Consider the following 25168-nt stretch of genomic DNA (forward strand, 5'->3'; position numbering starts at 1 on the left):
TGAATTTTTGGTAATGTCGGCTGCGGCCCGGCATGAACCGGGCCGCAGCCGATCGGGATTATGCGCGACGCGTGCCGGTGAAGGGCGCGGCACCGAAGGCGCCGAGCTGCATCGTGCCGGTCAGGCTTTCGCCGGTGATTTCGGCTTCGCATTCCAGCGTCATCGGCATGGGGATGGTCATTTCCATCTTCCAGCTCAGCTTGTTGCCAGCGACCACGCCATCCTTGACGTCGAGCGAGCCCATCATGCCGGCAAAGGTGCCGTTGAAGCGATCGCCCGTGCTGATCACGGTGAACACGCCGGTCTGTTCGCCCAGCGGGGTCTTAGCCACGCAATCATAGGCACCATCCACTGCAGCCATCTCACTTCTCCTTTACGTTAGCGTCAATCAGCCAATGTGCCCATTTCCACCGGCAGGCCGACCGCGTCAAGCTGGGGCTTCACCAATTTCGCATCGCCGACCACGACCCAGATCAGCCGATCAGGGTTGATCGCCTCGCGCGCGGCCTGGTCCATCTGCGCCGCGGTGATGGCGCGATAGGTCGCCGGCAGGGTGGCGTAATAGTCGTCAGGCCGGCCGAGCAGATTGTTGCGCATCATCGCCGAGAGCAGGTCGGACGAGGTTTCGAAGCTGCCGGGCAGCGACAGGATCTGGCCGTTGATCGTCTGGTCGCGCTCCGCCTGGGTCGTGCCCTTGCTGGTCAGGAAATCCTTGATGTCCTGGCGCGCGGCGATGATCGATTCGCCGGTCTTGTCGGTCTGGACCGGGGCATAGACCAGCAGCGGGATGGTTTCCTTGACGCCGGGCATGCCGGTGCCCGCGCCATAGGCCCAGCCCTTCGCCTCACGCAGGTCCATGGTCAGGCGCGAGGTGGTGCTGCCGCCCAGCACCTCGTTCGCGGTGATGAGCGTGACCGGATTGTCAGTGCCCGACTTGTTGGTGAGCTGGCCAGCGAGGATCATCGACTGCGGGCTTTGCGGCTTGTCGATGAGGACGATGCGCGACGGACGCATCATGCGGTCCATGCGGAACAGCTTGGCGCCCTTGGCAAGGGCCGGCGCCTTCCAGTCGCCGAAGCGCTTTTCGAGCAGCGGCAGCAATTCAGCCAGCGTCGTGTCGCCGGTGGCGAAGATGGTCGCATTGTCCGGGCGCATCCATGTGTCATGGAAGGCGACCAGATCGGCGCGCGTCACCGCCTTGACGCCGCTTTCGGTGCCCGAACCAGTGAAGGGAATGCCATAGGGATGGGCCTGGCCATAGAGCATCGGCGGCAGCATGCGCTGGGCGATGGCCATGGGCTGGGTCTTTTCCGCGGCGATGCGGGTCAGCATCTGGCTGCGCAACCGCTCCACTTCCTTGGGATCGAAGGCGGGGTTGCGGATGATGTCGGCGAGCAGGCCGAGCGAGGCGTCGAGATTGGGCTTGAGCGCATAGAGGCCGACATTGGTGGCATCCATGCTGTTGGCCGCGCTGATGCCGGCGCCCAGACGTTCCTGCTCCTCGGAAATCTGCACCGAGTTGCGGCTGGTGGTGCCTTCGTCGAGCAGGGCGGTGGTGAGCGCGGCGGTGCCGAGTTTCTGCCGGTTGTCGGCGGCATTGCCCGCATCGAAGGCGACCGAAACCTTCACCACCGGCACGGTGGCGCGGCGCGAGAAGACGACCGACATGCCGTTAGAAAGCTTCGCGCGTTCGACCGGCGGGAAGACCAGATCCTTGACCGGCTCGATCGGCGGCTCGGCCACCTTGGTCGGCGGCGGCGGCGTGCCGGCCTTGGGCGCGGGGCCATTGGGATCGCGGAAATGGGCGGGATGCATGGTGGCGCTGCCCGTCGGCGCATTGCCGGCGAGCGCATTATCCTCGGCCGAGCGTTCGCCCGGCGACACGGTCAGGCGGAAGACCGGACGGCCCAGCCATTTGCGCGCGGCGGCCGAGACGCTGGCCGGCGTCGCGGCGGCATAGATGGCGAGATCCTTCTTATATTTGCCGGGATCATTGGAATAGACGGCGCCCTCCGCCAGGGTCACCGCCTTGCCGGAGAAGCCGCCGACCTTTTCGAGGCCGCCGATCGTGCCGGAGAGCTGCTGGGTCGCGGCGCGCAGCACCTCGTCCGCACTCGGCCCCTTGGCGAGATAGTCGGCGAGCAGCGCATCGAGCCGCTTGCCCACGGCGACCGGATCCTGGCCCGGCTTCACGTCGACGGTGATCTCGACCATCGACAGCTTCTCGAACGGCTGGATGCTGGCCTTGACCGCGACCGCCACCTTCTCGTCGCGCACCAGAATATTGTCGAGGCGCGAGGAGCCGAGGCCACCGAACACCGAGAGGGCGAGGTCAAGCTGCTGCAGGTCGGGCGAATTGACGCCGGGGACGATCCAGTTGCGGTAGAGGCGGGTGGCAGCGACATTGTCGTGCATCACCTTTTCCACATCCTTGTCGAGCGTCGGCACGGTCGCGTCGACATCCTGCGGCGCCGGGCCGGAGGCGATGTTGCCGAACCATTTTTCGACCTTCGCCTTGGCGGTCGGCACGTCGATGTCGCCGGCCAGCACCAGCGTGGCGTTGTTCGGGCCGTAGTGCGTCTTGAACCAGCTCTGGACGTCGGCCAGGCTGGCCGCGTTCAGATCCGCCATCGAGCCGATGGTGGAGTGGCGATAGGGATGGCCTTCGGGCAGCATCCCGGCAAGCTGGGCATATTCGACCAGGCCATAGGGCTCATTCTCGCCCATGCGCTTTTCATTCTGGACGACGCCGCGCTGGGCATCGAGCTTGGTCTGGGTCACGGCGCCAAGCAGATGGCCCATGCGGTCGGATTCCAGGAACAGCGCGCGATCAAGCGCGCCAGTCGGCACCGTTTCGAAATAATTGGTGCGGTCGAACCAGGTCGTGCCGTTCCAGTCGGTGGCGCCGATATCTTCCAGACGGCCGAAGAAGGGACCGTCGGCATTTTCCGAGCCATAGAACATCAGATGTTCGAACAGATGGGCAAAGCCGGTCTTGCCAGCGGGCTCGAAGCGCGAGCCGACATGATACCAGACCGACACGGCGACGATCGGCGCCTTGCGATCGGTATGGACGATGACCCGCAGACCGTTCGCCAGGCGAAATTCCTGATAGGGGATGTCCACCGCCGAAACGAGGCTGGAGAGCGGCGCGGGCGCGGCGGCGGCAGCGGCCGGGGCGGCCTGCGCGGCGGAGCCAAGCGGCGCGAACGCAAGCGCGGACAGGCCGAGCATCAGGGGAAGCCGGCGGGACATGCGGGTAAGGATCATGAAGACCTCTAGGACAGGAGGGCAGTCGATACGGCCGGGACGGACCCCGCCGCGATGGCGCGCAGCATAGCGGGGCGTGATAGCGGCGCAATACGCATGATATCGACAAGCGGAGGCTGGACAGCGACAGGGCGCAGCGGCAAGTCTGCACGCCATCATCCATAGAGACGGAAAGTCCCCGATCCCATGAAACGCCTGGCCCTGCTGGCCGCCACCGCCGCCCTTGTGCTGCCCGCCACCCTGCCCGCTCAAACAGCAACGCCGACCGCAGCCGATGCGCCGACCTTTTCGGCCGCAGCGGTGCGCGCCCATGTCGAATTTCTGGCCGACGACCTGCTGAAAGGGCGCGACACCGGCAGCGAAGGCCATGAAATCGCCGCCCGCTATGTCGCCAGCCAGTTCGATGGCCTCGGCCTGAAGCCCGCCGGCGACAATGGAAGCTGGCTGCAGCGCATCGGCTTCCAGAAGACCGAGCGCGCCAGGACGCCGGGCACGCTGACCGTCACCGGTCCGGCCGGCGCCAAAAGCTTCACCCATGCTGGCGACGTGCTGATCGGCATGAACGCGGCCGAGCCCAAGCTGGACGTGTCGGCGCCGCTGGTGTTCGTGGGCTATGGCCTGGAAAATGCGCGGCTCGGCCTCAACGACTATGCCGGGCTGGACGTGAAGGGGAAGATTGTCGTCACCCTGCGCGGCTATCCCAAGGGGCTGCCGAGCGAGGAAGGCGCGCACCTGTCCGCCACCAAGGGCAAGATCGCCGAGGCGCATGGCGCGATCGGCATGCTCTCGATCGGCACCCTCCAGTCGATGAAGGCCCGCCCCTGGAACCGCATGGTCCAGTTCGCCGATGAGCCCGACTTCACCTGGGTCTCGCCCGAGGGCGTGCCGTTCGACGCCGCCCCCGGCATCCGGGTCGGCGCCAGCCTGGACGATGCCGCGGCGCAGGCGGTGTTCGCCGGCGCACCGACCAGCATCGCCGCGATCCGCAAGCAAGCCGACAAGGCCGGCGGCAAGCCCAAGGGCTTTGCGCTCAAGTCGACTGCCCAGATCCAGGTCGAAAGCGTGAGCGAGCGGGTGACCAGCCCCAATGTCGTCGCCATCCTGCCTGGCAGCGACCCCAAGCTGAAAGACGAATATATCGTCCTGTCGGCGCATCTCGACCATATCGGCATCAGCCCGGCAAAGCCCGGCGACAAGCCGGATACCGACCGCATCAACAATGGCGCGCTGGACAATGGCGCCGGCATCGCGACCATGCTGGAAGTGGCGCGTGCCATGGCCCAGTCGCCCAACAAGCCGCGTCGCTCGATCGTCTTCCTGGCCTCCACCGGCGAGGAGAAGGGCCTGCTGGGCGCGGACTATTATGCCCGCCACCCCACCGTTCCGGGCAAGCAGATCGTCGGCAATGTCGACCTCGACATGCCGCTGCTGCTCTACCCCTTCACCGACGTGATCGCGTTCGGCGCCGACCATTCGACGCTGGGGCCGATCGTCGCCAAGGCGGTTGCGCCGATGGGGATCAAGCTGGCCGCCGACCCGATGCCGCAGGAAACCATCTTCGTGCGGTCGGACCATTATATGTTCGTGAAGCAGGGCGTGCCCGCGGTCTTCCTAGCGACCGGCTATGCCAATGGCGGCGAGAAGGCCTGGGGCGAATTTCTGAGCGGCGCCTATCACCATCCCGGCGACGACATGACGCAGAAGATCGACTGGGATGCGGGCGCCCGCTTTGCCGAGGCCAATTATCGCATTGCGCGGGTTATGACCGATAGCGACACCCCGCCGCAATGGTACAAGGCGGACTTCTTCGGCGACCTGTTCGCACCGGAGGCGGCCAAGGCGCCCAAGCAGTAAGTAAAATATGAGTGGCGCGCGGATTTTTTGCCCGCGCCCCTTGTGTGTCATTTTTGCAACATTACATCGCCAGCAATGCCTTGAAGGGGATGCTAATGAACCTCGAAAAATTCACCGACCGCGCCAAGGGTTTCCTCCAGTCGGCGCAGACCGTTGCGATCCGCATGAACCATCAGCGGATCAGCCCCGAACATCTGTTGAAGGCGCTGCTGGAAGATGAGCAGGGCATGGCGTCCGGCCTGATCAAGGCAGCGGGCGGCGATGCCGCGACTGCGCTGCGCGAGACCGATGCCGCGCTGGCCAGGGTGCCGGCCGTATCGGGCAGCGGCGCGCAGCAGACGCCGGGCCTGGACAATGATGCGGTGCGCGTGCTCGATAGCGCCGAGCAGGTGGCGCAGAAGGCAGGCGACAGCTTCGTCACCGTCGAACGGCTGCTGCTGGCGCTGACGCTGGCGACGACCACGGCGGCGGGCAAGGCGCTGGCGACCGCCGGCGTGCGCGCCGAGGCGCTGAACGGCGCGATCAACCAGCTGCGCGGCGGCCGGACCGCCGACACCGCGGGCGCGGAAGACCGTTATGATGCGCTGAAGAAATTCGCGCGCGACCTGACCGAGGCGGCCAAGGCCGGCAAGCTGGACCCGGTGATCGGCCGCGACGAGGAAATTCGCCGCACCATCCAGATTCTGGCGCGCCGGACCAAGAACAACCCGGTGCTGATCGGCGAGCCGGGCGTCGGCAAGACCGCGATCGCGGAAGGGCTGGCGCTGCGCATCGCCCATGGCGACGTGCCCGATACGCTGAAGGACCGCACGCTGATGGCGCTCGACATGGGCAGCCTGATCGCCGGCGCCAAATATCGTGGCGAGTTCGAAGAGCGGCTGAAGGGCGTGCTCGACGAGGTGAAGGGCGCGGACGGGCAGATCATCCTGTTCATCGACGAGATGCACACGCTGATCGGCGCGGGCAAATCCGAAGGCGCGATGGATGCCGGCAATCTGCTCAAGCCGGCGCTGGCGCGCGGCGAGCTGCACTGCATCGGCGCGACCACGCTCGACGAATATCGCAAATATGTCGAGAAGGATCCGGCGCTCCAGCGGCGGTTCCAGCCGGTGTTCGTCGGCGAGCCGACGGTCGAGGACACGATCTCGATCCTGCGCGGCATCAAGGACAAATATGAGGCGCATCATGGCGTGCGCATCGCCGACGGCGCGATCGTGGCGGCGGCGACCCTGTCCAACCGCTATATCACCGACCGTTTCCTGCCCGACAAGGCGATCGACCTGATGGACGAGGCCGCCTCGCGCATCCGCATGGAGGTGGAGAGCAAGCCCGAGGAAATCGAGAATCTCGACCGCCGGATCATGCAGCTGCAGATCGAGCGCGAGGCGCTGAAGAAGGAAAGCGACCAGGCGTCGAAGGACCGGCTGGCCAATCTGGAAACCGACCTCGCCAATCTGGAGCAGCAGTCGGCGGAGCTGACGACGCGCTGGCAGGCGGAGAAGGACAAGATCGCCAGCGAAGCCAAGCTGAAGGAGCAGCTCGACGCGGCGCGCCTCCAGCTGGAGCAGGCGCAGCGCGGCGGCGACTATGGCAAGGCCGGCGAGCTGCAATATGGCACCATCCCGCAGCTGGAAAAGCAGCTGGCCGAGGCCCAGGGCGCGTCCAAGGGCGCGATGCTGCGCGAGGAAGTGACGGCCGAGGATATTGCCAGCGTCGTGTCGCGCTGGACCGGCATTCCGGTCGACCGGATGATGGAAGGCGAGCGCGAGAAGCTGCTGGCGATGGAAGCGGAACTGGGCAAGCGGGTGATCGGCCAGGCCGACGCCGTGCGCGCGGTGGCGACCGCCGTGCGCCGCAGCCGGGCGGGCCTGCAGGATCCGAACCGGCCGCTGGGCAGCTTCCTGTTCCTGGGCCCCACGGGCGTCGGCAAGACCGAGCTGACCAAGGCGCTGGCCGGTTTCCTGTTCGACGACGAAAGCGCGATGGTGCGCATCGACATGAGCGAGTTCATGGAGAAGCACAGCGTCGCCCGGCTGATCGGCGCGCCTCCGGGCTATGTCGGCTATGAGGAAGGCGGCGTGCTGACCGAGGCGGTGCGGCGCCGGCCCTATCAGGTCGTGCTGTTCGACGAGGTCGAGAAGGCGCATGGCGACGTGTTCAACATACTGCTGCAGGTGCTGGACGATGGCCGCCTGACCGATGGCCAGGGCCGCACGGTCGACTTCACCAACACGATCATCGTGCTGACGTCGAACCTGGGCAGCCAATATATCGCCGCCCAGCCCGACGACGAGCCGGTCGAGAAGGTCGAGGACCAGGTGATGGAAATGGTGCGCAGCCATTTCCGCCCCGAATTCCTCAACCGGCTGGACGAGATCATCCTGTTCCACCGTTTGGGGGCCGGCCATATGGCGCCGATCGTCGATATCCAGGTGGCGCGGGTGCAGAAGCTGCTGAAGGACCGCAAGGTGGTGCTGAACCTGACCGACGGCGCGCGCGCCTGGCTGGGCCGGGTCGGCTATGATCCGGTCTATGGCGCAAGGCCATTAAAGCGGGCGGTGCAGCGTTACCTGCAGGATCCGCTGGCCGACCTGATCCTGCGCGGCGAGGTGCCGGACGGATCGACCGTGACGGTGGAAGATGGCGACGGCGCACTGAAGCTCAGCGTCGGCTAATACAAGGCAGGCCGATGGCGATGCCATCGGCCTGCGCATGCGTAGACATCGGGCCGGTCATGCGAACGCAGGCAGAATAGCATGCCCGCAGGCCGGCTCAGCCGTTCGGGTTCATGCCCGCCCGGCTACGGGTGATCATGTCATCGGCATCACGATTTTGCTGCTCGCTGATCGCCCGCCATTCGGCATTGGTCTTGCAGACACGCTCCTTGCGCACGAGCGAACCCGTGACCTCCAGACGGCGGCAACGCACGGCATTGGGATCATTCCGATCCAGCTTCGCGTCCGCCGCAGGGGCCTGCGCATCCACGACGACGCTGCTGCCGAGCAGCGTCAGCCCCAGGGTCAGTTGAACCAAAAACACCTTCATGATGAAACTCCAGCCATCGGTTCGGTCGAACCGAAATCCATGCAATAATCCTGATATAAATGCCGCATCACAGCAAGTCACAACTGCGTTGCGCGTCCTTATTCTGGCGGCCGATGCGAACTCTGATCTGCAGCCGCATAATAGCGAGCCAACAATTGCTGCTCCAGCGGCGTAAGATGCGGATTCCAAACGTCAAATATCAGGACAGCCCGCAAGGCGTCACTGTCATTCCACGCTTCATGCTCGATCGTATCGTCAAAGGCGAAAGCTTCGCCCTCGACCCAGGCGCGGGTTTCACCACCGACACGGAAGCGGCAACCGGGCGGCACGATCAGCGGCAGATGGATGATCGTGCGGATATTGGTGACGCCGGTATGCGCCGGAATATGAGCATGCGGCCGCAGCAGCGAGAAAAAGGCCGAAGGGGCACGTCCATCGATGTCGCTGCGCGGCAGCGACTCCAGGATGGCGGCCGTTTCCGGGCATAGATCGCAGACCGCATCATTGCGACGACCATATTCCCACAGGAAACAGGCACCCCAGTCAAGCGACTGGTCCAGTGCCGTCCATTTGTTCGTCGGTGTCCCGTCCTCCAGCCGGACATAAGGGCGAAGCAGGTCATCGCCATTTTCAAGCAGGTTGAGCAGTTCGGCGCGGATCGCATCGGTTTTCGCCTCAAGCTGCGCCATCCATGGGAAGTGAGAGCGGTCGAAAAATTCATCGGCTGGCAGAAACGGAAAATGAAGACCCGAACATTCATTATGGTAGATGCGCCGCCGCCCCAGCAGCCGGTCCATGCCGGCCTGGAACCGCCGCGTCTCGCCAGGATCAAGCCCCTCCATCGCCGGCTGAAGCGCGGCATCCATTTCCTGCGCGAAGCCCGACATGCGCTGGGCAACGAAGGCCCGCGCCTCGGCCAGCCGATCAGTGAGCGCGGGTGGAAGATCCTCATATCCCGACGCCAGTGCCAGGACGTTGCCCCAGCGCTGGGTCGCAGCGGCCAATTCTCCTGCCCGCTCCTCCCATTCCGCGAGCCTCAGCTGGGCCATGAAGTGAGTCTGGTCGAGCGTGACCACCTGTTCCAGCGCCCGGCGTTCGCCATCGCTGTTCCCCGCACCGCGGGCCGCCGTCGCAAGATTCATCCACAGCGCCGGCTCCTTCGGATCAAGGTGCGCCGCCTGCTCGAAAAAGCCAAAGGCTTCTTTCGCCTGCCCCATCGTCAGCGCCAGCATGCCGCGCCGGTTGAGCAGTTGCGGCGAATTGTCCGCCTGCCGCAATGCGGCGTCCAACTGGCGCGCTTCCTCGGCGCGATCCCCCCGGCTGCGCGCACCATCTGCCGCGCGCAAATAATCTTCCACCATTATCGTCATCATCATTCCCCCTGCACCGAAACTGCCCAAGGGCCGGCCATCCGGCAACCCGAAATCGGCGGGCCGACGCTTGTCGTTCCAAGGGGAGCATGCGATGGCTCCGGCAATGAACGACAAGGTCACCGACATGGGCGCGATCGCCCGCAATCCGGCCTGGCTGGCGCATCGTTATGATGAACGACAGGACCAGATTCACCTGATCCATGTGGACCGCGAACAGCGCGCGTCGGCGACGTTCCTGACCGACGAATATCTGAAGCCCGATCCGCCATTGGTGGTCAGCCGCAGCGCGATGCTGGCCGAGGCGCCCGCGCCGGCGCCCATCCACTTCATCTTTCATTCGGCCTATTGCTGCTCGACGCTGCTGGCGCGCGCGCTGGATCGGCCGGGCATGGCTTCAACGCTGAAGGAACCGGTGCTGCTGAACGACATGGTCGGCTGGCGCCATCGGGGCGGCACAGGGCGGCAAATCGCGATGGTGATGGACCAGGGACTGGGCCTGCTTGCCCGTCCGTTCGCGGTGGGCGAAGCCATGATCATCAAGCCGTCCAATATCGTCAACGGACTGATCCCGGCGATGATGGCGATGAAGCCGGATGCGAAGGCGCTGTTGCTTTACGCGCCGCTGGAACAATATCTCTCCTCCATCGCCCGCAAGGGATTGTGGAGCCGTCGCTGGGCGCGGGAATTGCTGATCAAGCAGATACGCGACGGCGCCATTCCCTTCGGCTTTGACCAGAGCGACTATCTGGAACTGACCGACCTGCAGGCGGCAGCAGTGGGATGGCTGGCCCAGAAGGCGCAATTTGCCGCGCTGCTGCAATCGCTGGGCCCCGATCGCGTGCGATCCCTGGACAGCGACCGGCTGATGGCTGACCCGGCCGGCAGCATGGCGGAACTGATCCGCCATTTCCGCCTGTCGATCGACGATGGCGGGATCGATGCGATATTGGCCGGCCCCGCCTTCACCACCGACAGCAAGACCGGCAACGCCTTTGGCGCCGAGCGGCGCAACGATGACAAGAGGCAGGCGATCGCCGCCCATGGCGAGGAGATCGCGATGGTGCTGCACTGGGCCGAGGAACTGGCGAAGCGTTTCGACGTGCCCATGCAACTGGACCATGGCCTGGCCGGATAAGACGGCCCCATAGGCCCAGCGCCGACGCAATATCGACTGGACAATAAAAAAGAGGCGGATCCTGCGATCCGCCTCTCTTTTTGTTCAGATGGTTCCGATCAGGATCAGAACTTCATCTTCGCGCTGACGGCGAAGCGACGGCCCAGAGCGTCATAGGTCGACGGATAGGTGTTACCGCTGTTGTAGGCGGTCGAACCAACCGAACCACCGACGATCGGGGGCTTCTTGTCGAACATGTTCATGACGGTGAAGGTCAGGGTCACGTTATCCGACACGGCGGCGCGGGCCGTCAGGTCGAAATAGTCGTAAGCCTTGATCTTGCGGAACTGCTCGTCAACGACGCAGCCATCCGGATCCGCACCGGCCGGGTCTTCGCAACCCGACGCGAGACCGGAAGCAATATCGGCTGCCAACTGCGACGGCTCGAACTTCACGCTGTCGATGTGGCGCCACAGGAGCGACAGGTCGACATCACCGAAGGTGAAGGTGGTGCGCTGCGACCAGGAGAACTTCGGCTGGATCGAGGCGCAGTTGACCGAATAATAGCCAACGCAGTCACGGGCGTCCGAGGACGGGCTTGCCTGGAAGGTCTGGCTGTTGGTCCAGTTACCGTTGAACGACAGGTTCAGCGTCGCGAAGTTGAACTCATGCTTATAGTTCAGCGACAGGTCGATACCGTCGGTCTTAAGGCGGCCCAGGTTCGACAGCGGCATGTACAGACCGGTTGCTTCCAGGCCGTTCATGCTGCCATCTTCACCACGACCGATCGCCAAGCAGGCGTCGCTGGTGGCGCTGGAGGCGGTGATGTTGTCGAAGCAGGCACCCATCACGTCATCCGGCGTGGGGGTGGTGATCGCGTTCTTCACCTTGATGTTATAATAGTCGATGCTGGCATTGAAGCCCGGCAGGAAGGTCGGCGTGAAGGTCGCGCCGACGCCCCAGCTGTCAGAGGTTTCGGGCTTGATGTTCAGGTTACCACCACTGAGGTTATTAACCTGCGAAGCCGAAGGGGCCTCAATCAGACCAATGGTGGCGGCCGGCGCGCCCTGAGCGATACAAACGGCCGTCAGGTTGGCATCACCAACCGGATTGTCGCCTGCGCAGGGGTCGAAGGCCAGGTTGGTCAGGCCGATGGTCTGCGGGGTGAACAGTTCCGACACGTTCGGCGCACGGACGGCGCGCGAATAGTTGCCACGGAACTTCAGGTCAGCGACCGGAGCCCAGCTGCCTTCGAACTTGTAGGTCCAGGTGTCGTAGCTCGGGCTATTCGCCGCATCGACCGAATAGCTGGAATAACGAACGCCAGCGCCGACCGACAGCAGCTTCGCGAAGGGACGGTCCTCGATCAGCGGGGCGATCAGTTCGCCATAGGCTTCATAGACGTCGAAGCCACCGTCGACGTTGGGCTGGGCACCGCCGGCACCGCCCAGATCGTTCGCCTGCGACAGCAGGTCGGATTCGATCGATGCGGTGTACTTGCGATATTCGCCACCGACGGCGAAGCCGATCGGGTTCGACGCCAGCGGCGAGGTCACGCCGAAGTCGCCGCTCAGGGTGGCGTGCGCCTGGGCCAGGGTGGTCTTGGTGGTGATCTGGCTGTTGGCGCTCAGATAGTCGACCATGTCCTGGGTGATCGAGCCGGTCGGGCCGAAGATATTCAGCGGGACGCAGTCTTCCGAGCCATCAAGGCAGGTCGTGGTGTTGGTCGCCAGCAGCGCGTTACGAACGCGCGAGTTGAGCGTGTAGCCCTTCTGCGTCTGAACCTGCTCCGATTCGCCATAGGAACCGCCAACATCCCAGCTCAGGTGCGAGCCGATGTCGCCCTGGAAGCCCAGTGCATAGTCAAAGAAGGTGGTCTTGAATTCCGAGATACGCGGACCGGCTTCGACCGCACGACGCGACAGCGTGGTGCTGAAGGTCTGATAGTTCGGATCGTTCGGATCCGTGGCAGCGGCAGCAGCCGAGCACTGCGCGGCGGTCAGACCATTGCCGTTACAGAACTGGTTGCGGATGCCATCGGTCAGATAGGGGTTGCTGTAGGGAACCTCAACGGTCAGGCCGAAGGCACCCGACGGTGCAATGATGGTGTTGACCGTGTTCTTCGAGAAGATGCCACGGGTATAGGCCTTGACCGAGTCGCTGATCTCGTAATTGGCCTGTCCGAACATGTTGAAACGCTTAAACGGCGTCTGGAAGATGTTGTACGGGTTGAAGTTGTAGCGCGAGTAGGTCGGAACCAGCGAGCTACCGTCCGGCGAGACCTGCAGCGTGCCGGCGCCCGGCACGGTCATGCGCGAAGGCGTGGCAGTGCCCGAACCCTGGCACGAGATACATTCGGCCAGATAGGATTCCAGATAGGTGCTCGAGAAGGAACGGTCGCCCTGATAGACGGGGTCGACTTCCTGATAACCGATGCTGAACACGGCGTTACCGCGGCCGTCATCGAAGTTCGCGCCCATGGTGACGTCGGCGCGGAAGGTGTTGCCGTCGCCCTGTTCGGTCAGCTGTTCCGAAACGGTCCCTTCGAAGCCCGAGAAGTCCTTCTTCAGGATGAAGTTGGCCACACCGGCGATGGCGTCGGCGCCATAGGTGGTCGATGCACCACCGGTCAGCACGTCGACGCGCTCGACCAGAGCCAGCGGAATGTTGTTAAGATCGAAAACGCCGCCCAGGCCATAAGGCACCATGCGACGGCCATCGACCAGAACCAGGTTGCGGTTCGAACCCAGACCACGAAGATCGAGGGTCGATGCACCGCCGTTGCCGTTGTTCACGGCCGAACCGATGCTGGGAACGACGCCCGGAATTTCACGGAGCAGCTGTTCCGCGTTGTTGCTCTGGCGCAGGTCGATTTCGTCCGACGTGGTGGCCAGGACCGGGGTCGACTGGGCCAGGTTCGGATTCTTGATCAGCGAGCCGGTGACGATGATGGTGTCGGCGGCTTCCGCATCGGCAGCCTGCGGCGCATCCTGCGCGAACGCGGCCGTCGCGATCAGCGACGCACCGAGGATCGCCGGAGCGGCGCTGGCACGCAGCAGTGCCCTCTTCGAAAATGTCTTCACGTTTCCAGTCCCTTGCTCTGGAGTTGGGCAGTCACCTGCCTTCATGTGTACCTACAAGGGGATAAGGTGCCCGACAGCGATCCCCCCGTACGGATTGGCGGAACCTGCGCGGTGGGAAAGCTGCTGTAAAGCGCGGGAAATCGTAGTTTGCCGCTTTTGGACAGGGCTGTATCAAAAATGCAACAAGGCGTAACAACCGTAATTTTACACCTGCTAAGCAAGATAATTTCACGGCGATTGAAATGATTGCAGCAATGCTGCATTTGCGAGCAAATCAGCGATCATAATATGACCTTGCACCCATCTGCGCTGCGCCAGCCCGGCCGCCCTTGACCTTCTTTCAGGCCGGTGCATGCTGCGGCCCTCATCCGGCGAGCGAGAAAGAATCATGCGCATCAAGGCCATTTCAAGCCTATTTCTGACCCTTTCCCTTTGCCTGGCGACAACCCAAAGCATCGCGGCATCCCGCCAGCAGCCCAAGCCCGAAATTTTCACGGACCTTTTGCAATGTCGTGAAATCCCGGACGACAAGGTCCGCCTGGCCTGTTTCGATCGACAGGTTGCCGCCATGGATGGCGCGGCGCAGCGTGACGAAGTGGTCGTGCTCGACAAGAGCGAGCTCACCAAGACCCGGCGGACCCTGTTCGGCTTCTCCTTCCCCAAATTGCCGTTCCTGGGCGACGATGATGACAAGGCGGACACGCCCGAAGCCGAAGGTCTGTCGCAGATCGAAGCGAAGATTTCAGCGGTGAAGAGCATGGGCTATGGCAAGTGGCTGATCACCCTGGAGGATGGCGCGCAGTGGATGACCACCGAAGCCGTTACCGGCCGTGATCCAAAACCGGGCAACATGATCGAGATCAAGCGCGGCGCCATCGGCAGCTTCCTGGGCAAGGTCGAGGGCGGACGCGCCGTGCGGGTGAAGCGCGTCGGCTGATCCCTATCGCGCCTGCGGCATCGGCCCGGCGAGCAGCAGCGGGTCGATGCGCGCGTCGTTCCATTTCATGCCCCAGTGAAGATGGGGGCCGGTGGCGCGGCCTGTGGCGCCGATCGCGCCGATGCGTTGCCCCTGTGCCACATGGTCGCCGGGCTTCACGTCGATCCGCGACAGATGCAGGAAGGCGCTGTTGAGGCCATGGCCATGGTCGATCATCAGCAGATTGCCCTCCAGCGTGAAGGGGTGATCGGCGGCCAGGATCACCACCCCGTCCGCCGGCGCCACCACCGGCTCACCGGTCGCGCCAGCAACATCGACGCCGCCATGATAGGCGCCGGGCTGGCCCTGATAGATTCGCTGCGACCCGAACAGGCCGGAAATCCGGCCGAGGCGCGGCCAGATGAAAGTCTGACGCCAGCCCTGCGCGTCCGTCACCTTGTCACGGGCGGCAGCGATCTGCTCCAGTTCGGGCTTGCGCAGGGCGAGGAAGGCCTCGCTGCTTTTCGTCGGGCGCAGCGGCGCATTGATCCGTTCCAGCCGCCATTCGCGCGGTGCGACGGTAAGGGTTCGGTCGATAACCCGGTCATCCGACAGGCGCGCGCTGAGCTTCGCCGGCGGCGGCGCGTCGCGATCGAAGGCGATCAGAAAGCGGCCATCGGCATCGACCGGAACCAGTTGGTCGCCGAAATGCAGCGCGACCGTGCCGGCCGGCGCGGTGCCGAGCAAAGTGCCGCCCTGGATCGCCGGGCCGGACAGGATGAAATCGGGTCCAGCCACCACAGCCGGCGCCGCGCGCAGCATCGCCGGAGCAAGCGGCAGCGCGGCAAGGGCCAGCAAAGCGGCGAACCGGCGGATCATCCGGCGGCGCGCGCCTTCAGTTCCGCCTCGACCGACAAAGCGGCGCTGGCATAGGGTTCCTGCCGGGCGATCGACCAGTAGCGCAGATCCTCCAGCGGGATGCGCTGGCCGGACACGGCGCACAGCACATGGTCGCCGGCCTGCAGCACGCGAAAGCTGTAAGGCATATAATGCAGCCGGGCCGGGCGGTCGCGGTTGGACATCAACATGAATCAGGCCTTTCTGCGGCGCATCAGGAGAAGAGATCCTGCTGGCCGCCTTCGACGGTGTCGCGCGGCTTGCGCGCGGGACGGGATGGGGCGGATATAGCGGGCGCGGGCGCGGCCTCAAGGGGCGCGGCGGTGTCGACCGCGGCGGCCACGGCGCCATCGGCGAAGTGCAGGCTGACCTGGCCTGCGGCCTGTGCATCGGTGACCGAGCGGACCAGCCGATCGCCCACCATCACCCGAGCAAAGCCGCGCTGCAACGGCAGATCGGGATTGACCGAGGTGAAGAGGCGCGAGAGGCGATCGAAGGCGGTCGCGCGGTCGCGATAGACGCGGGTCAGATAGTCGGGGCGCAACCGCAACCGGTCGACCCGCTCCGCCGCGCGGCTGACATATTGGCGCAGCAAGGCCGGGCGCAGCGCGCCACTGACCTGGCCCAGATGGGCACGGGCGTCGGCCAGCCGGTGGCGCAGGCCGCTGTTGAGCCCGTCGGACAGCAGATCGAGCCGCTGCCGCTGCGGCGCGAGCAGGGTGTCGGGCGTCGGCATCAGCCGCGCCTGCATCTCCAGCCGTTCGCGCGCCTGCGTCGCCCCGCGTCGCACTGCCCGGCCCGAGCGCAGGCCCATTTCACCCAGCATCGCCAGCAGTTCGGCGCGGACCGGCACCGCCATTTCGGCGGCGGCCGTGGGCGTCGGCGCACGCATGTCGGCGGCATAGTCGCACAAGGTCGTATCGGTTTCATGCCCGACCGCCGAAATGGTCGGGATCGAGCATTCGGCGACCGCTCGTACGACGATTTCCTCGTTGAAGCTCCATAGATCCTCGATCGAGCCACCACCGCGCGCGACGATGACGAGATCGGGCCGGGGCAGCGGGCCGCTGCCGTCCATGGCGGAAAAGCCGCGCACGGCGCGGGCAATCTGTTCGGCCGCACCCTGCCCCTGGACCAGCACCGGCCAGAGCAGCACCTGGGTCGGGCAGCGATCGGCCAGGCGGTGGAGAATGTCGCGGATCACCGCGCCGGTGGGCGAGGTGACGACGCCGATGGTGCGCGGCAGGAAGGGCAGGCGGCGCTTGCGATCGCGGTTGAACAGCCCTTCGGCCGCGAGCTTGGCCTTGAGCTTTTCGAGCAGCGCCATCAGCGCGCCCTCGCCCGCCAGCTCCATCCGGTCGATCACGATCTGATATTTGGACCGGCCGGGATAGGTGGTGAGCTTGCCGGTGGCGATCACCTCCACCCCGTCCTGCGGTTGGAAGGCGAGCCGCTGCGCCCCGCCCTTCCACATCACCCCGTCGAGCACGGCATTGTCGTCCTTGAGCGCCAGATAGAGATGGCCCGAGGCCGCGCGCTTGAAGCCGGAAATCTCGCCGCGCAGGCGGACATGGCCGAAGCGATCCTCGACCGTGCGCTTGAGCAGGCCCGACAATTCGCTGACACTGAGCGGCGGCGCGTTGTCCCCCGCCCTTTCCTCGGCTAACAGGCGGCCCGAACTGTCATAGGCATCAAATTCCGGGGACATGGCCGAGATGAACATCCTTCTGCTTGGCGGCGGCGGCCGCGAACATGCGCTGGCGTGGAAGCTGGCACAATCGCCACGCCTCTCGACGCTCTATGCGGCGCCTGGCAACCCCGGCATAGCCCAGCATGCCACGCTGGTCGACCTCGACGCGACGGATCATCGCGCGGTGCTGGATTTCTGCACCCGTCATTCGATCGCGCTGGTGGTGATCGGGCCGGAAGCGCCGCTGGTCGATGGCCTGGCCGACAATCTGCGCACCATGGGCGTCGCCGTGTTCGGCCCCGACAAGAAGCCGGCGCAGTTGGAAGGCTCCAAGGGCTTCACCAAGGATCTGTGCCAGCGCGCCAACATCCCGACCGCCGGCTACATCCGTGTCACCAGCAAGGATGGCGCGATCGCCGCGCTCGACGATTTCACCCTGCCGGTGGTGATCAAGGCCGATGGCCTGGCCGCGGGCAAGGGCGTGATCATCGCCGAAACGCGGCAGGAATCGCTCGACGCGCTCGACACCATGTTCTCCGGCGCGTTCGGCAAGGCTGGCGAGGAAGTGGTGCTGGAAGAGTTCATGACAGGCGAGGAAGCCAGCTTCTTTGCCCTGACCGACGGCAGTGCAATCCTGCCCTTCGGTTCGGCCCAGGATCACAAGCGCGTCGGCGACGGCGACACCGGCCCAAACACCGGCGGCATGGGTGCCTACAGCCCGGCCCGCGTGCTGACTCCCGAACTGGAAGCGCAGGTGATCGAGCGGATCATCAAGCCGACGGTCGAGACGCTGGCGGCCGAGGGCATGCCCTATTCGGGCGTGCTCTATGCCGGGCTGATGCTGACCGAGGAAGGCCCCAAGCTGATCGAATATAATGCCCGGTTCGGCGACCCCGAATGCCAGGTGCTGATGATGCGCTTCGACGGCGATCTGGTCGAGCTGCTGCTGGCGGTGGCCGAAGGCAAGCTGGCCGAGCAAGGGCCGGTAACGCTGGCCGACCGCACCGCGCTGACCATCGTGATGGCCGCCAATGGCTATCCCGGCACGCCGGAAAAGGGCGGCGCGATCAAGGGGATCGACGCAGCCGAAGCACAGGGTGCCCGCGTCTTCCATGCCGGCACGGCGGAGAAGGATGGCATGATCGTCGCCAATGGCGGCCGCGTGCTGAACGTCACCGCGACCGGCGATACCGTGGGCGCGGCGCAGGCCGCCGCCTATGCCGCGGTCGACGCGATCGACTTCCGGACCGGCTTCTGCCGCCGCGACATTGGCTGGCGCGAGGTCGCCCGCGAGGCGCAATAAGGGCCAAACCGGCGCGGGATCGGGACATGTCCCCCTTGTCCCGCGCCGCCAAGCGTCCTTAAATAGGGCGACATATCCATTCCGGGAGGCAAAGGGCGATGCAGGAATTCTTCATGGACTATGGCCTGTGGCTGCTGATCGCGCTGCTGGTCGTGATCGGCCTGGTGTTCCTGCTGTCGGGCAAGGGCAAGTCGGCCGTGGCGGAAGACCCCGCGCCGGTGGCACCGCCCGTGGCCGCCGAGCCGATTGTCGAGCCGGTCGTCGCGCCGCTGGTGGCGACGCCCGATCCGGTGCCGGTTGCCGAACCCGTGATCGCCGAGCCGGTCGTGGTCGAGCCGGTGATCGAGGAAGCGCCTGCGCCCGCGCCTGTCGTCGAACCGACGCCTGCGCCGATCCCGGCATCGCCTGCCGTCGCGGCACCGAGCGATGGCGCCGACGACCTGCTGAAGCTGAAGGGCGTTGGTCCCAAGCTGGGCGCGCTGCTGACCGAGCTGGGCGTGACGCGTTATGCCCAGATCGCCGGCTGGAGCGACAGCGACATCGCCGCGATCGACGCGAAGCTGGGCAATTTCAAGGGGCGGCCGGTCCGCGACCAGTGGATCGACCAGGCCAAATATCTCGCCGCCGGCGACATTGCCGGTTTCGAAGCGAAATATGGCAAGATTTAAACCGTGACCGGTTCCGGTTGCATGGCAACCGGGGCCGGCCTGCGTTGCGGCACCGCGCCCAACAATAGGGGCGGCAATCGCCCCTGCCCCGCAAGTGCGCTGGCGATGTAGAGCAGCAGCACTGCACCAGCGAGGATGACGGCACCATGCGGGTCAAGCATCGCCACCAGCCCCATTACCAGCGGATGCCAGAGATAGAAGAACAGGCTTTCGCGCCCGATCCGGTTGATCGGGCCGAAATGGAGGCGCACCGCCGACATACTGGGTAGCAGCGCGATCAGCGCCAGACACATCAGCAGGCGGGCGGGCACGAAGGCGAGCGCATTGCCGGTGCCATAGAGATCCGACCACCAGAACAGACCCAGCGCCCCGACCATCAGCACGGGCCACAAATAGCGTTTGGGCATGCCGCGTTCGGCCATCAGCATGCCGAAGAAGAAATAGACCGGATAGCGCAGGAAGCGGCTGTCGGGCGACAACAGGCTGCCGCCGACCGCGCCATGGTCGAGGCCGAAACTATACATGGTGGCCAGGCTGACGGGCGCGCCGATCGCCAGCAGCAAGAGCGGCGAAAGCGGCAGCAACCGGGTCACCAGGATCAACAGGAACAGCGCCGGCACATACCAGAGATGGAAGGGCGGACGCAGCAGCAGGTCGAGCGGCGTCTGCCAGGAAAGCAGGCCGCCGCTGGCCAGCCAATAGACGAGCATCGCCACCGCCCAGGGTAGCAGCATGCGTCGGCCATAGCGGCTGAACATCTCACCGGTCGGCATGGAGCGGGTGCGTGTGACGTTGAGCAGATAACCGGAAATGCCGATCATCAGCGGCATGCGGAAACCCGAGCCGATCCACAGCAGGACATGCTGCTGATGCGTCAATTCCATCGCGTGCCCGCCCATGACGAGCAGGATCAGCAAGCCTTTCAGCAGGTCGATCGACGGGTTCTTGGTCACGATATGCTCGCAAATTTTGCCATCGAAACGATAGCGTCACAATATTGCCAAGCTCTTAAAATCCGCAATGGCATCATTCCGTCGCAGCCATCTTTTCTTAAGGAAAATATCGTTTAGACTTGGGCTATTAGCAGGAGGGTCGCCATCATCTTGCAGAGACTGGATTCCCCATTGGGCAAGCGGTTGCTGGCCCTGTCGATTTTTTGCGTGATAATCGGGGGCTGGTTCGCCTTCACCCATTATCGCGACGCCAGCCAGACCCTGCCGGACGGGCAGGGACGCGAGGGGCCGTGCGCCCTGTGGTTCGTGGGCAGTTCATCGATCAAGCGCTGGACCAGCCTGGAGCAGGATATGGCGCCCTGGGTCGCGCATAATCGCGGCATCAACAGCGCCACATTCAACGAGATATTGCCGCGTTTCGCCAATATCGAGCAGGGCACGCCAAAACCGGCGGCGATCATCCTCTATGCCGGCGAGAATGACCTGGCGGGCGGGCGACAGCTGCGGCCGATCTTCCACGATATGGCACGCTTCCTGGAGATGCGGACGCAGTTGCTGGGCGACGTGCCGGTCATCATATTATCGATGAAGCCCAGTCCGGGGCGCTGGGCGATCTTTCCGCAGCAGCAAATCTATAATGATGCGACCCGGCGGCTGATCCCGCACATGCAGAATGTCCATTATGCCGACATCACCACGCCTCTGTTGAAGGACGGCAAGCTGGGCGACAATTATCAGCCCGACAAGGTGCATATGAACGCCGCGGGCTATCGCATCTGGGCCGATGTGGTGCGAGCTAGACTGAAAGAGGTGCTGCCCGCCCAGACGGTGAAAGCCTGCGCCGGCTGATCAGGCCTTGCCCAATATCTCCTTCGCACGCGGCGCGAGGCGGGCGGCGGCGGCGGCATGGATGCCCGGCGCCGCACAGAGCAGGCCGAAGGCGACCGGCTGGGGCCGGTTGAAGGCGAGCGGATCGCCCAGCGCATCGGTGACGATGGCGCCGGCCTCCTGCGCGATCAGGGCGGAGGCGGCGACGTCCCATTCATTGCCCCAGCGCACGGTGGCGACCAGATCGGCCTCATCGGCGGCGACCATCGCCATGCGCAGCGCGATGCTGTTGGGCTTGTCCACGGTGACGAGATCGCGGTCGGCGCGCGGCAGTTGGTCGGCGGGGACGCGGGCGCCGGGCAGCATGGTGCGATTGCCGGCATGGAGCGGCACGCCATTGCGGGTCGCGCCCTGCCCGGCCTGCGCAATCCATAATTCCTTGCGCGCGGGTGCCGCCAGAATGCCGAGCCTGACCGCGCCATCCTCGACCAGGGCGACCGAGACCGCCCAGCCGGGCCGGCCGCGCAGATAGTCGCGGGTGCCATCGATCGGATCGACCACCCAGACGCGCGATACGCCCAGGCGATGCACGGTATCGGCCGTCTCCTCCGACAGCCAGCCGGCCTGCGGATCGATCGCCGCCAGCCGTTCGCGCAGCATGACGTCGATTTCCAGGTCCGCCTCGCAGACCGGATGGCCGGGCACCTTTTCCCACTGGCGCACGCGCGTTTCGCCATCGGCCCATAGCGCCAGCGCGCGATCGGCCGCATCGGTGACCGCCGCGACGACGGCCGGCAACAGAGGCTCAGCCGCCGGCAACGGTCATCCCGTCGACGCGCAGGGTCGGCACGTTCATGGCATAGCGGAACATCAGGTCATTGGCCGGCACCAGGGTGCGGAACATGTCCTTCAAATTGCCGGCGATAGTGATTTCCGACACGGCCGGGCCGACCGCGCCATTTTCGATCAGAAAGCCGGCGGCGCCGCGGCTATAGTCGCCGGTGACGCCATTGACGCCCATGCCGATCAGTTCGGTGACATAGATGCCGCGCTTCACATCGGCCATCAGTTCGCCGACCGACAGGCTGCCCGCTTCCATATGGACATTGGTGATGCCCGCGCCCGGCGCACCAGCGCCGCCGCGGCTGGCATGGCCGGTGGGTTCCAGGCCAAGCTGGCGGGCCGAGGCGCTGTCCATCAGCCAGCCGGTCAACACGCCATCCTCGATCAGTGCGCGGCGCTCGACCGGCAGCCCTTCGCCGTCGAACGGGCGCGAGCGCAGGCCGCGCAGCAGCAGCGGATCGTCGATGATCGTGATCTTGCTGTCGAACAACAGGGCACCCAGCGAGTCCAGCAGGAAGCTGGAGCGGCGTGCGATCGCCGGGCCGACCATGCCGCCGATCAGATGACCGACCAGGCTGGAGCCGATGCGCGGATCGAAGATGACCGGCATGACGCCGCTGTCGACCTTGCCCGGATTGAGCCGCGCCACGGCGCGCTGGCCGGCGCGTATGCCGACCGCTTCGGCATCGTCCAGATCCTTGAGATGGCGGCTGGCATGGCTGGCATGGTCGCGCTGCATGTCGGCGCCGCTGCCCGCGAGCACGCTGGCCCAGGTCGAATGATTGGTCGCGGCATAGGCGCCCGCAAAGCCATGGCTGGTGGCAAGCGCGACCTGGCTGCGGCCGCTGGCAGCGCCGCCGCCTTCGCTGTTGGTGATGCCGGGAATGCTGCGCGCCGCTTCTTCCGCGATCAGCGCGCGTTCGCGCAGCGCGGCGGGTTCGGGCTCCTCCTCGTCCACCAGGTCGAGCGAGGGCGCGCGCTTCCTGAGCAGCCGATCCTCCGGCGCCAGGCCGGCATAGGGGTCTTCCGGTGCCTCGCGCGCCATGGCGATGCTGCGGTCGATCAGGGTCGCGAGCGTCGCGGGGTTCATGTCCGACGCGGAAATGCTGGCCGAGCGCTGGCCGATGAAGACGCGCAGGCCGATCTCCTCCCCCTCGGACCGCTCGACATCCTCCAGCGCGCCAAGCCGCACCGCCACCGTGGTCGAGGCGTTGCAGGCATAGATGGCGTCGGCCGCGTCCGCCCCCGCCTTGCGCGCCGCCGTGACCAGATCCTGCGCGCGCGACTGGGCTTCTTCGAGGCTGAGCATAAAGGAAGGTCGATCCTGTAGTGAAGACGAAGCCGGGCCTTACGCCCTTGCGTCGGACGGGGCAACCGCGCCGCGCAGCCAATGGTCGAGCAGGTGCCAGGCGACCGCCATGCGCGGCGGCGCGAGGAAGGGCGCGTCGGGATCGCCCGCCAGCGCGGCGGCGACGCCATCGGCATCGCACCAGAAGGCATGTTCGATCTCGGTCTCGTCCAGGGTCAGCGCGGGATCGTCGCACTGGGCGACGCAGGCGATCATCAGCGAGGAGGGGAAGGGCCAGGGCTGGCTCATCACATAGCGGACCGAATGGACGATAATGCCGGCTTCCTCCTTCAGTTCGCGCGCGACCGCTTCCTCGACCGTCTCGCCCGGTTCGATGAAGCCGGCGAGCGCGGAATAGCGGCCGGGCGGCCAGCTATGCTGGCGACCGAGCAGGACACGGCCCTCATGCTCGGCGAGCATGATCGAGACCGGATCGACGCGCGGGAAATGTTCGGAGCCGCAGGTTCCGCAGCGGCGCGCCCAGCCAGCCTTGTGCGCATGGGTCGGCCCACCGCAGACCGAGCAGAAGCGATGCCGGGCATGCCAGAAGACGAGGCTGCGCGCGGTGCCGTAGAGCGCAACGTCGGACGCGGAGACGAGATCGGCGAGGCCACGCGATCGCGGCGTCGCATTGGGCCCCTGTTCCAGCGTCTCGACCAGGTGGGCGAAGATCGGGCGATCCTGCAGATCGACACCGAGCAGCACATGTTCCTCGATCCGCGCGTCGGGGCCAAGCGGGGCGAGGGCCAGGCCATGATCGTCGGTCACCGGCTCCAGCCCTTCGAGGATCAGCAGCCGGGCGTCAGGCGAGGCAAAGGCCTGCGCATGGAGCGCGGGATTGCTGCGGATATGATCGACCCGATCGAGCGTGCCGCCGACGAAACCGGGCAGGCCGTGCGCTTGGGGGTCAGTTCCGTGCATCGTCCGTCATCTCCTTCATCGCCGCATCGGCCGCCCGCGCGAACAGGGTGGGCAGCCCTGCCTCGCCGATCCGGTCGTGCGGCCACCATTCCCCTGCACCGTCAGGCACATGGCCCATCCCCACATGGGTAGTGTGGACGCTGAGCGCCAGCGAGAAATGGGTGAAGACATGGGCGACCGGCGGATCGATCGTCTGCCACTGCGCGGCGAAGGGCGGCGTGGCGTCGGGCGCCGCATTCCAGTCGGAACTGGGGAGCGCGCGCATGCCGCCCAGCAATCCCTTGTCCGGACGACGCACCAGCCAGACCTGGCCATCGCTGCGTTCAATCCACCAGGCATGGCCGAGACGATGGGGCTTGGCCTTTTTCGGCGCCTTGACCGGGAAGGCGGCGGGATCGGCGGTGCGCACCGCCGCGCAATCCTGACGCAGCGGACAGATGCCGCAGGCGGGGTTGCGCGCCGTGCAGATGGTGGCGCCCAGGTCCATCATCGCCTGGGCAAAATCGCCGGCGCGCAGATCCGGCGTGATGCTGTCGGCCGCCGCGCGGATGTCCGGCCGAGCGGCGGGCAGCGGCGTCGCTATGGCGAACAGGCGGGCGACCACCCGTTCGACATTGGCGTCCACCACCACGGCACGGCGACCGAAGGCGATGGCGGCGACAGCGGCAGCGGTATAGGCGCCCAGGCCCGGCAGGGCACGCAATGCGTCTTCGGTGTCGGGGAAGCGGCCGCCATGATCGGCCACCACGGCGCGGGCGCAGGCGAGCAGATTGCGGGCGCGGGCATAATAGCCCAGCCCCGCCCAGGCGGCCATCAGGTCGGCGTCGGCACTGGCAGCCAGATCCTCCACCGTCGGCCAGCGGACCGTGAATTTCTCGAAATAGGGGCCGACCGCCGCGACCGTGGTTTGTTGCAGCATCACTTCGGACAGCCAGACATGATAGGGATCGGCCGCATTGGCGCCCGGTGGCGCGCGCCAGGGCAGGCGCCGGGCATGGACGTCATAATGGGCCAGCAGATCCCATGCGATTTTTGAACCCGACATCTCGACGCGCATGGCGG

Annotated in this window: 20 protein-coding genes; 7 read left to right on the top strand and 13 right to left on the bottom strand. The window is 65.5% G+C overall.

Features of this window, described 5'->3' with window-relative positions:
• Nucleotides 1-58: 58 nt before the first annotated feature.
• Nucleotides 59-361, bottom strand: a complete 303-nt coding sequence (locus tag JQK15_RS08305) for a hypothetical protein (protein WP_125987930.1) — start codon at nucleotides 359-361, stop codon at nucleotides 59-61.
• Nucleotides 362-384: 23 nt separating this feature from the next.
• A complete protein-coding gene (locus JQK15_RS08310; protein WP_214864820.1) occupies nucleotides 385-3270 on the bottom strand; it encodes a M16 family metallopeptidase in 2886 nt (961 codons plus the stop codon).
• A gap of 186 nt (nucleotides 3271-3456) precedes the next feature.
• Between JQK15_RS08310 and JQK15_RS08315 the strand changes: the two genes are divergently transcribed.
• A complete protein-coding gene (locus JQK15_RS08315) occupies nucleotides 3457-5124 on the top strand; it encodes a M28 family metallopeptidase (protein ID WP_214864822.1) in 1668 nt (555 codons plus the stop codon).
• 95 nt (nucleotides 5125-5219) lie between these two features.
• Complete coding sequence (gene clpB / locus JQK15_RS08320) at nucleotides 5220-7799, top strand: ATP-dependent chaperone ClpB (protein ID WP_214864824.1); 2580 nt, start codon at nucleotides 5220-5222, stop codon at nucleotides 7797-7799.
• Between the two features lie 97 nt (nucleotides 7800-7896).
• On the opposite strand, the gene JQK15_RS08325 is transcribed toward clpB, so the two are convergent.
• Nucleotides 7897-8169, bottom strand: a complete 273-nt coding sequence (locus tag JQK15_RS08325; protein WP_004209319.1) for a hypothetical protein — start codon at nucleotides 8167-8169, stop codon at nucleotides 7897-7899.
• Nucleotides 8170-8267: 98 nt separating this feature from the next.
• Entirely contained in the window at nucleotides 8268-9542 is a 1275-nt protein-coding gene (locus JQK15_RS08330; RefSeq protein WP_214865133.1) for an aspartyl/asparaginyl beta-hydroxylase domain-containing protein, read from the bottom strand.
• A 103-nt stretch (nucleotides 9543-9645) separates the two neighbouring features.
• Here JQK15_RS08330 and JQK15_RS08335 point away from each other — a divergent pair, with 103 nt between their 5' ends.
• Entirely contained in the window at nucleotides 9646-10677 is a 1032-nt protein-coding gene (locus tag JQK15_RS08335) for a hypothetical protein (protein WP_251007653.1), read from the top strand.
• A 104-nt stretch (nucleotides 10678-10781) separates the two neighbouring features.
• Here the strand turns inward: JQK15_RS08335 and JQK15_RS08340 are convergent, their stop codons facing one another.
• On the bottom strand, nucleotides 10782-13739 hold the full coding sequence (locus JQK15_RS08340) for a TonB-dependent receptor (RefSeq protein WP_214864828.1): 2958 nt from the start codon (nucleotides 13737-13739) through the stop codon (nucleotides 10782-10784).
• Between the two features lie 388 nt (nucleotides 13740-14127).
• Here JQK15_RS08340 and JQK15_RS08345 point away from each other — a divergent pair, with 388 nt between their 5' ends.
• On the top strand, nucleotides 14128-14676 hold the full coding sequence (locus JQK15_RS08345) for a hypothetical protein (protein ID WP_125998823.1): 549 nt from the start codon (nucleotides 14128-14130) through the stop codon (nucleotides 14674-14676).
• Nucleotides 14677-14679: 3 nt separating this feature from the next.
• Here the strand turns inward: JQK15_RS08345 and JQK15_RS08350 are convergent, their stop codons facing one another.
• Genes JQK15_RS08350 through xseA form a run of 3 tightly spaced genes read right to left on the bottom strand, consistent with a single transcriptional unit; the run spans nucleotide 14680 to nucleotide 17260 of the window.
• Entirely contained in the window at nucleotides 14680-15534 is an 855-nt protein-coding gene (locus JQK15_RS08350) for a M23 family metallopeptidase (RefSeq protein WP_214864830.1), read from the bottom strand.
• Nucleotides 15531-15743 (bottom strand): DUF2093 domain-containing protein, encoded by a 213-nt coding sequence (locus tag JQK15_RS08355; protein WP_007705759.1) that lies wholly within the window; start codon nucleotides 15741-15743, stop codon nucleotides 15531-15533. The genes JQK15_RS08350 and JQK15_RS08355 overlap by 4 nt, the downstream gene beginning before the upstream one ends.
• A 23-nt stretch (nucleotides 15744-15766) precedes the next feature.
• The gene (gene xseA, locus JQK15_RS08360) at nucleotides 15767-17260 is read right to left on the bottom strand and encodes an exodeoxyribonuclease VII large subunit (protein WP_214864832.1); all 1494 of its coding nucleotides are present in this window, start codon (nucleotides 17258-17260) and stop codon (nucleotides 15767-15769) included.
• A 7-nt stretch (nucleotides 17261-17267) separates the two neighbouring features.
• Between xseA and purD the strand changes: the two genes are divergently transcribed.
• Together purD and JQK15_RS08370 are read left to right on the top strand one after the other, a co-directional pair.
• Nucleotides 17268-18545, top strand: coding sequence for a phosphoribosylamine--glycine ligase (gene purD, locus JQK15_RS08365; RefSeq protein ID WP_214864834.1), 1278 nt, complete (start codon nucleotides 17268-17270; stop codon nucleotides 18543-18545).
• A gap of 98 nt (nucleotides 18546-18643) precedes the next feature.
• Nucleotides 18644-19213: a helix-hairpin-helix domain-containing protein gene (locus JQK15_RS08370; RefSeq protein ID WP_214864836.1), complete on the top strand. Its 570-nt coding sequence runs from the start codon at nucleotides 18644-18646 to the stop codon at nucleotides 19211-19213.
• On the opposite strand, the gene JQK15_RS08375 is transcribed toward JQK15_RS08370, so the two are convergent.
• The gene (locus tag JQK15_RS08375; protein ID WP_214864838.1) at nucleotides 19210-20166 is read right to left on the bottom strand and encodes an acyltransferase family protein; all 957 of its coding nucleotides are present in this window, start codon (nucleotides 20164-20166) and stop codon (nucleotides 19210-19212) included. The genes JQK15_RS08370 and JQK15_RS08375 overlap by 4 nt on opposite strands.
• A 207-nt stretch (nucleotides 20167-20373) precedes the next feature.
• On the opposite strand from JQK15_RS08375, the gene JQK15_RS08380 reads away from it, so the two are divergent.
• Entirely contained in the window at nucleotides 20374-21015 is a 642-nt protein-coding gene (locus JQK15_RS08380) for a GDSL-type esterase/lipase family protein (RefSeq protein WP_353047191.1), read from the top strand.
• Here JQK15_RS08380 and JQK15_RS08385 read toward each other — a convergent pair whose 3' ends face one another.
• Genes JQK15_RS08385 through JQK15_RS08400 form a run of 4 tightly spaced genes read right to left on the bottom strand, consistent with a single transcriptional unit; the run spans nucleotide 21016 to nucleotide 25163 of the window.
• Nucleotides 21016-21813 carry a 3'(2'),5'-bisphosphate nucleotidase CysQ gene (locus JQK15_RS08385; RefSeq protein ID WP_026109305.1) on the bottom strand — a complete coding sequence of 266 codons (798 nt, stop codon included), beginning with the start codon at nucleotides 21811-21813 and terminating at the stop codon, nucleotides 21016-21018.
• Complete coding sequence (locus JQK15_RS08390; RefSeq protein ID WP_214864840.1) at nucleotides 21800-23146, bottom strand: TldD/PmbA family protein; 1347 nt, start codon at nucleotides 23144-23146, stop codon at nucleotides 21800-21802. Before JQK15_RS08390 ends, JQK15_RS08385 begins: the two co-directional genes overlap by 14 nt.
• Before the next feature lie 39 nt (nucleotides 23147-23185).
• The gene (gene nudC / locus JQK15_RS08395) at nucleotides 23186-24106 is read right to left on the bottom strand and encodes an NAD(+) diphosphatase (protein ID WP_214864842.1); all 921 of its coding nucleotides are present in this window, start codon (nucleotides 24104-24106) and stop codon (nucleotides 23186-23188) included.
• A complete protein-coding gene (locus tag JQK15_RS08400) occupies nucleotides 24093-25163 on the bottom strand; it encodes an A/G-specific adenine glycosylase (RefSeq protein ID WP_214864844.1) in 1071 nt (356 codons plus the stop codon). The genes nudC and JQK15_RS08400 overlap by 14 nt, the downstream gene beginning before the upstream one ends.
• Nucleotides 25164-25168: the final 5 nt, after the last annotated feature.

Source organism: Sphingobium sp. BHU LFT2 (assembly GCF_018604485.1).
Lineage (GTDB): Bacteria > Pseudomonadota > Alphaproteobacteria > Sphingomonadales > Sphingomonadaceae > Sphingobium > Sphingobium yanoikuyae_A.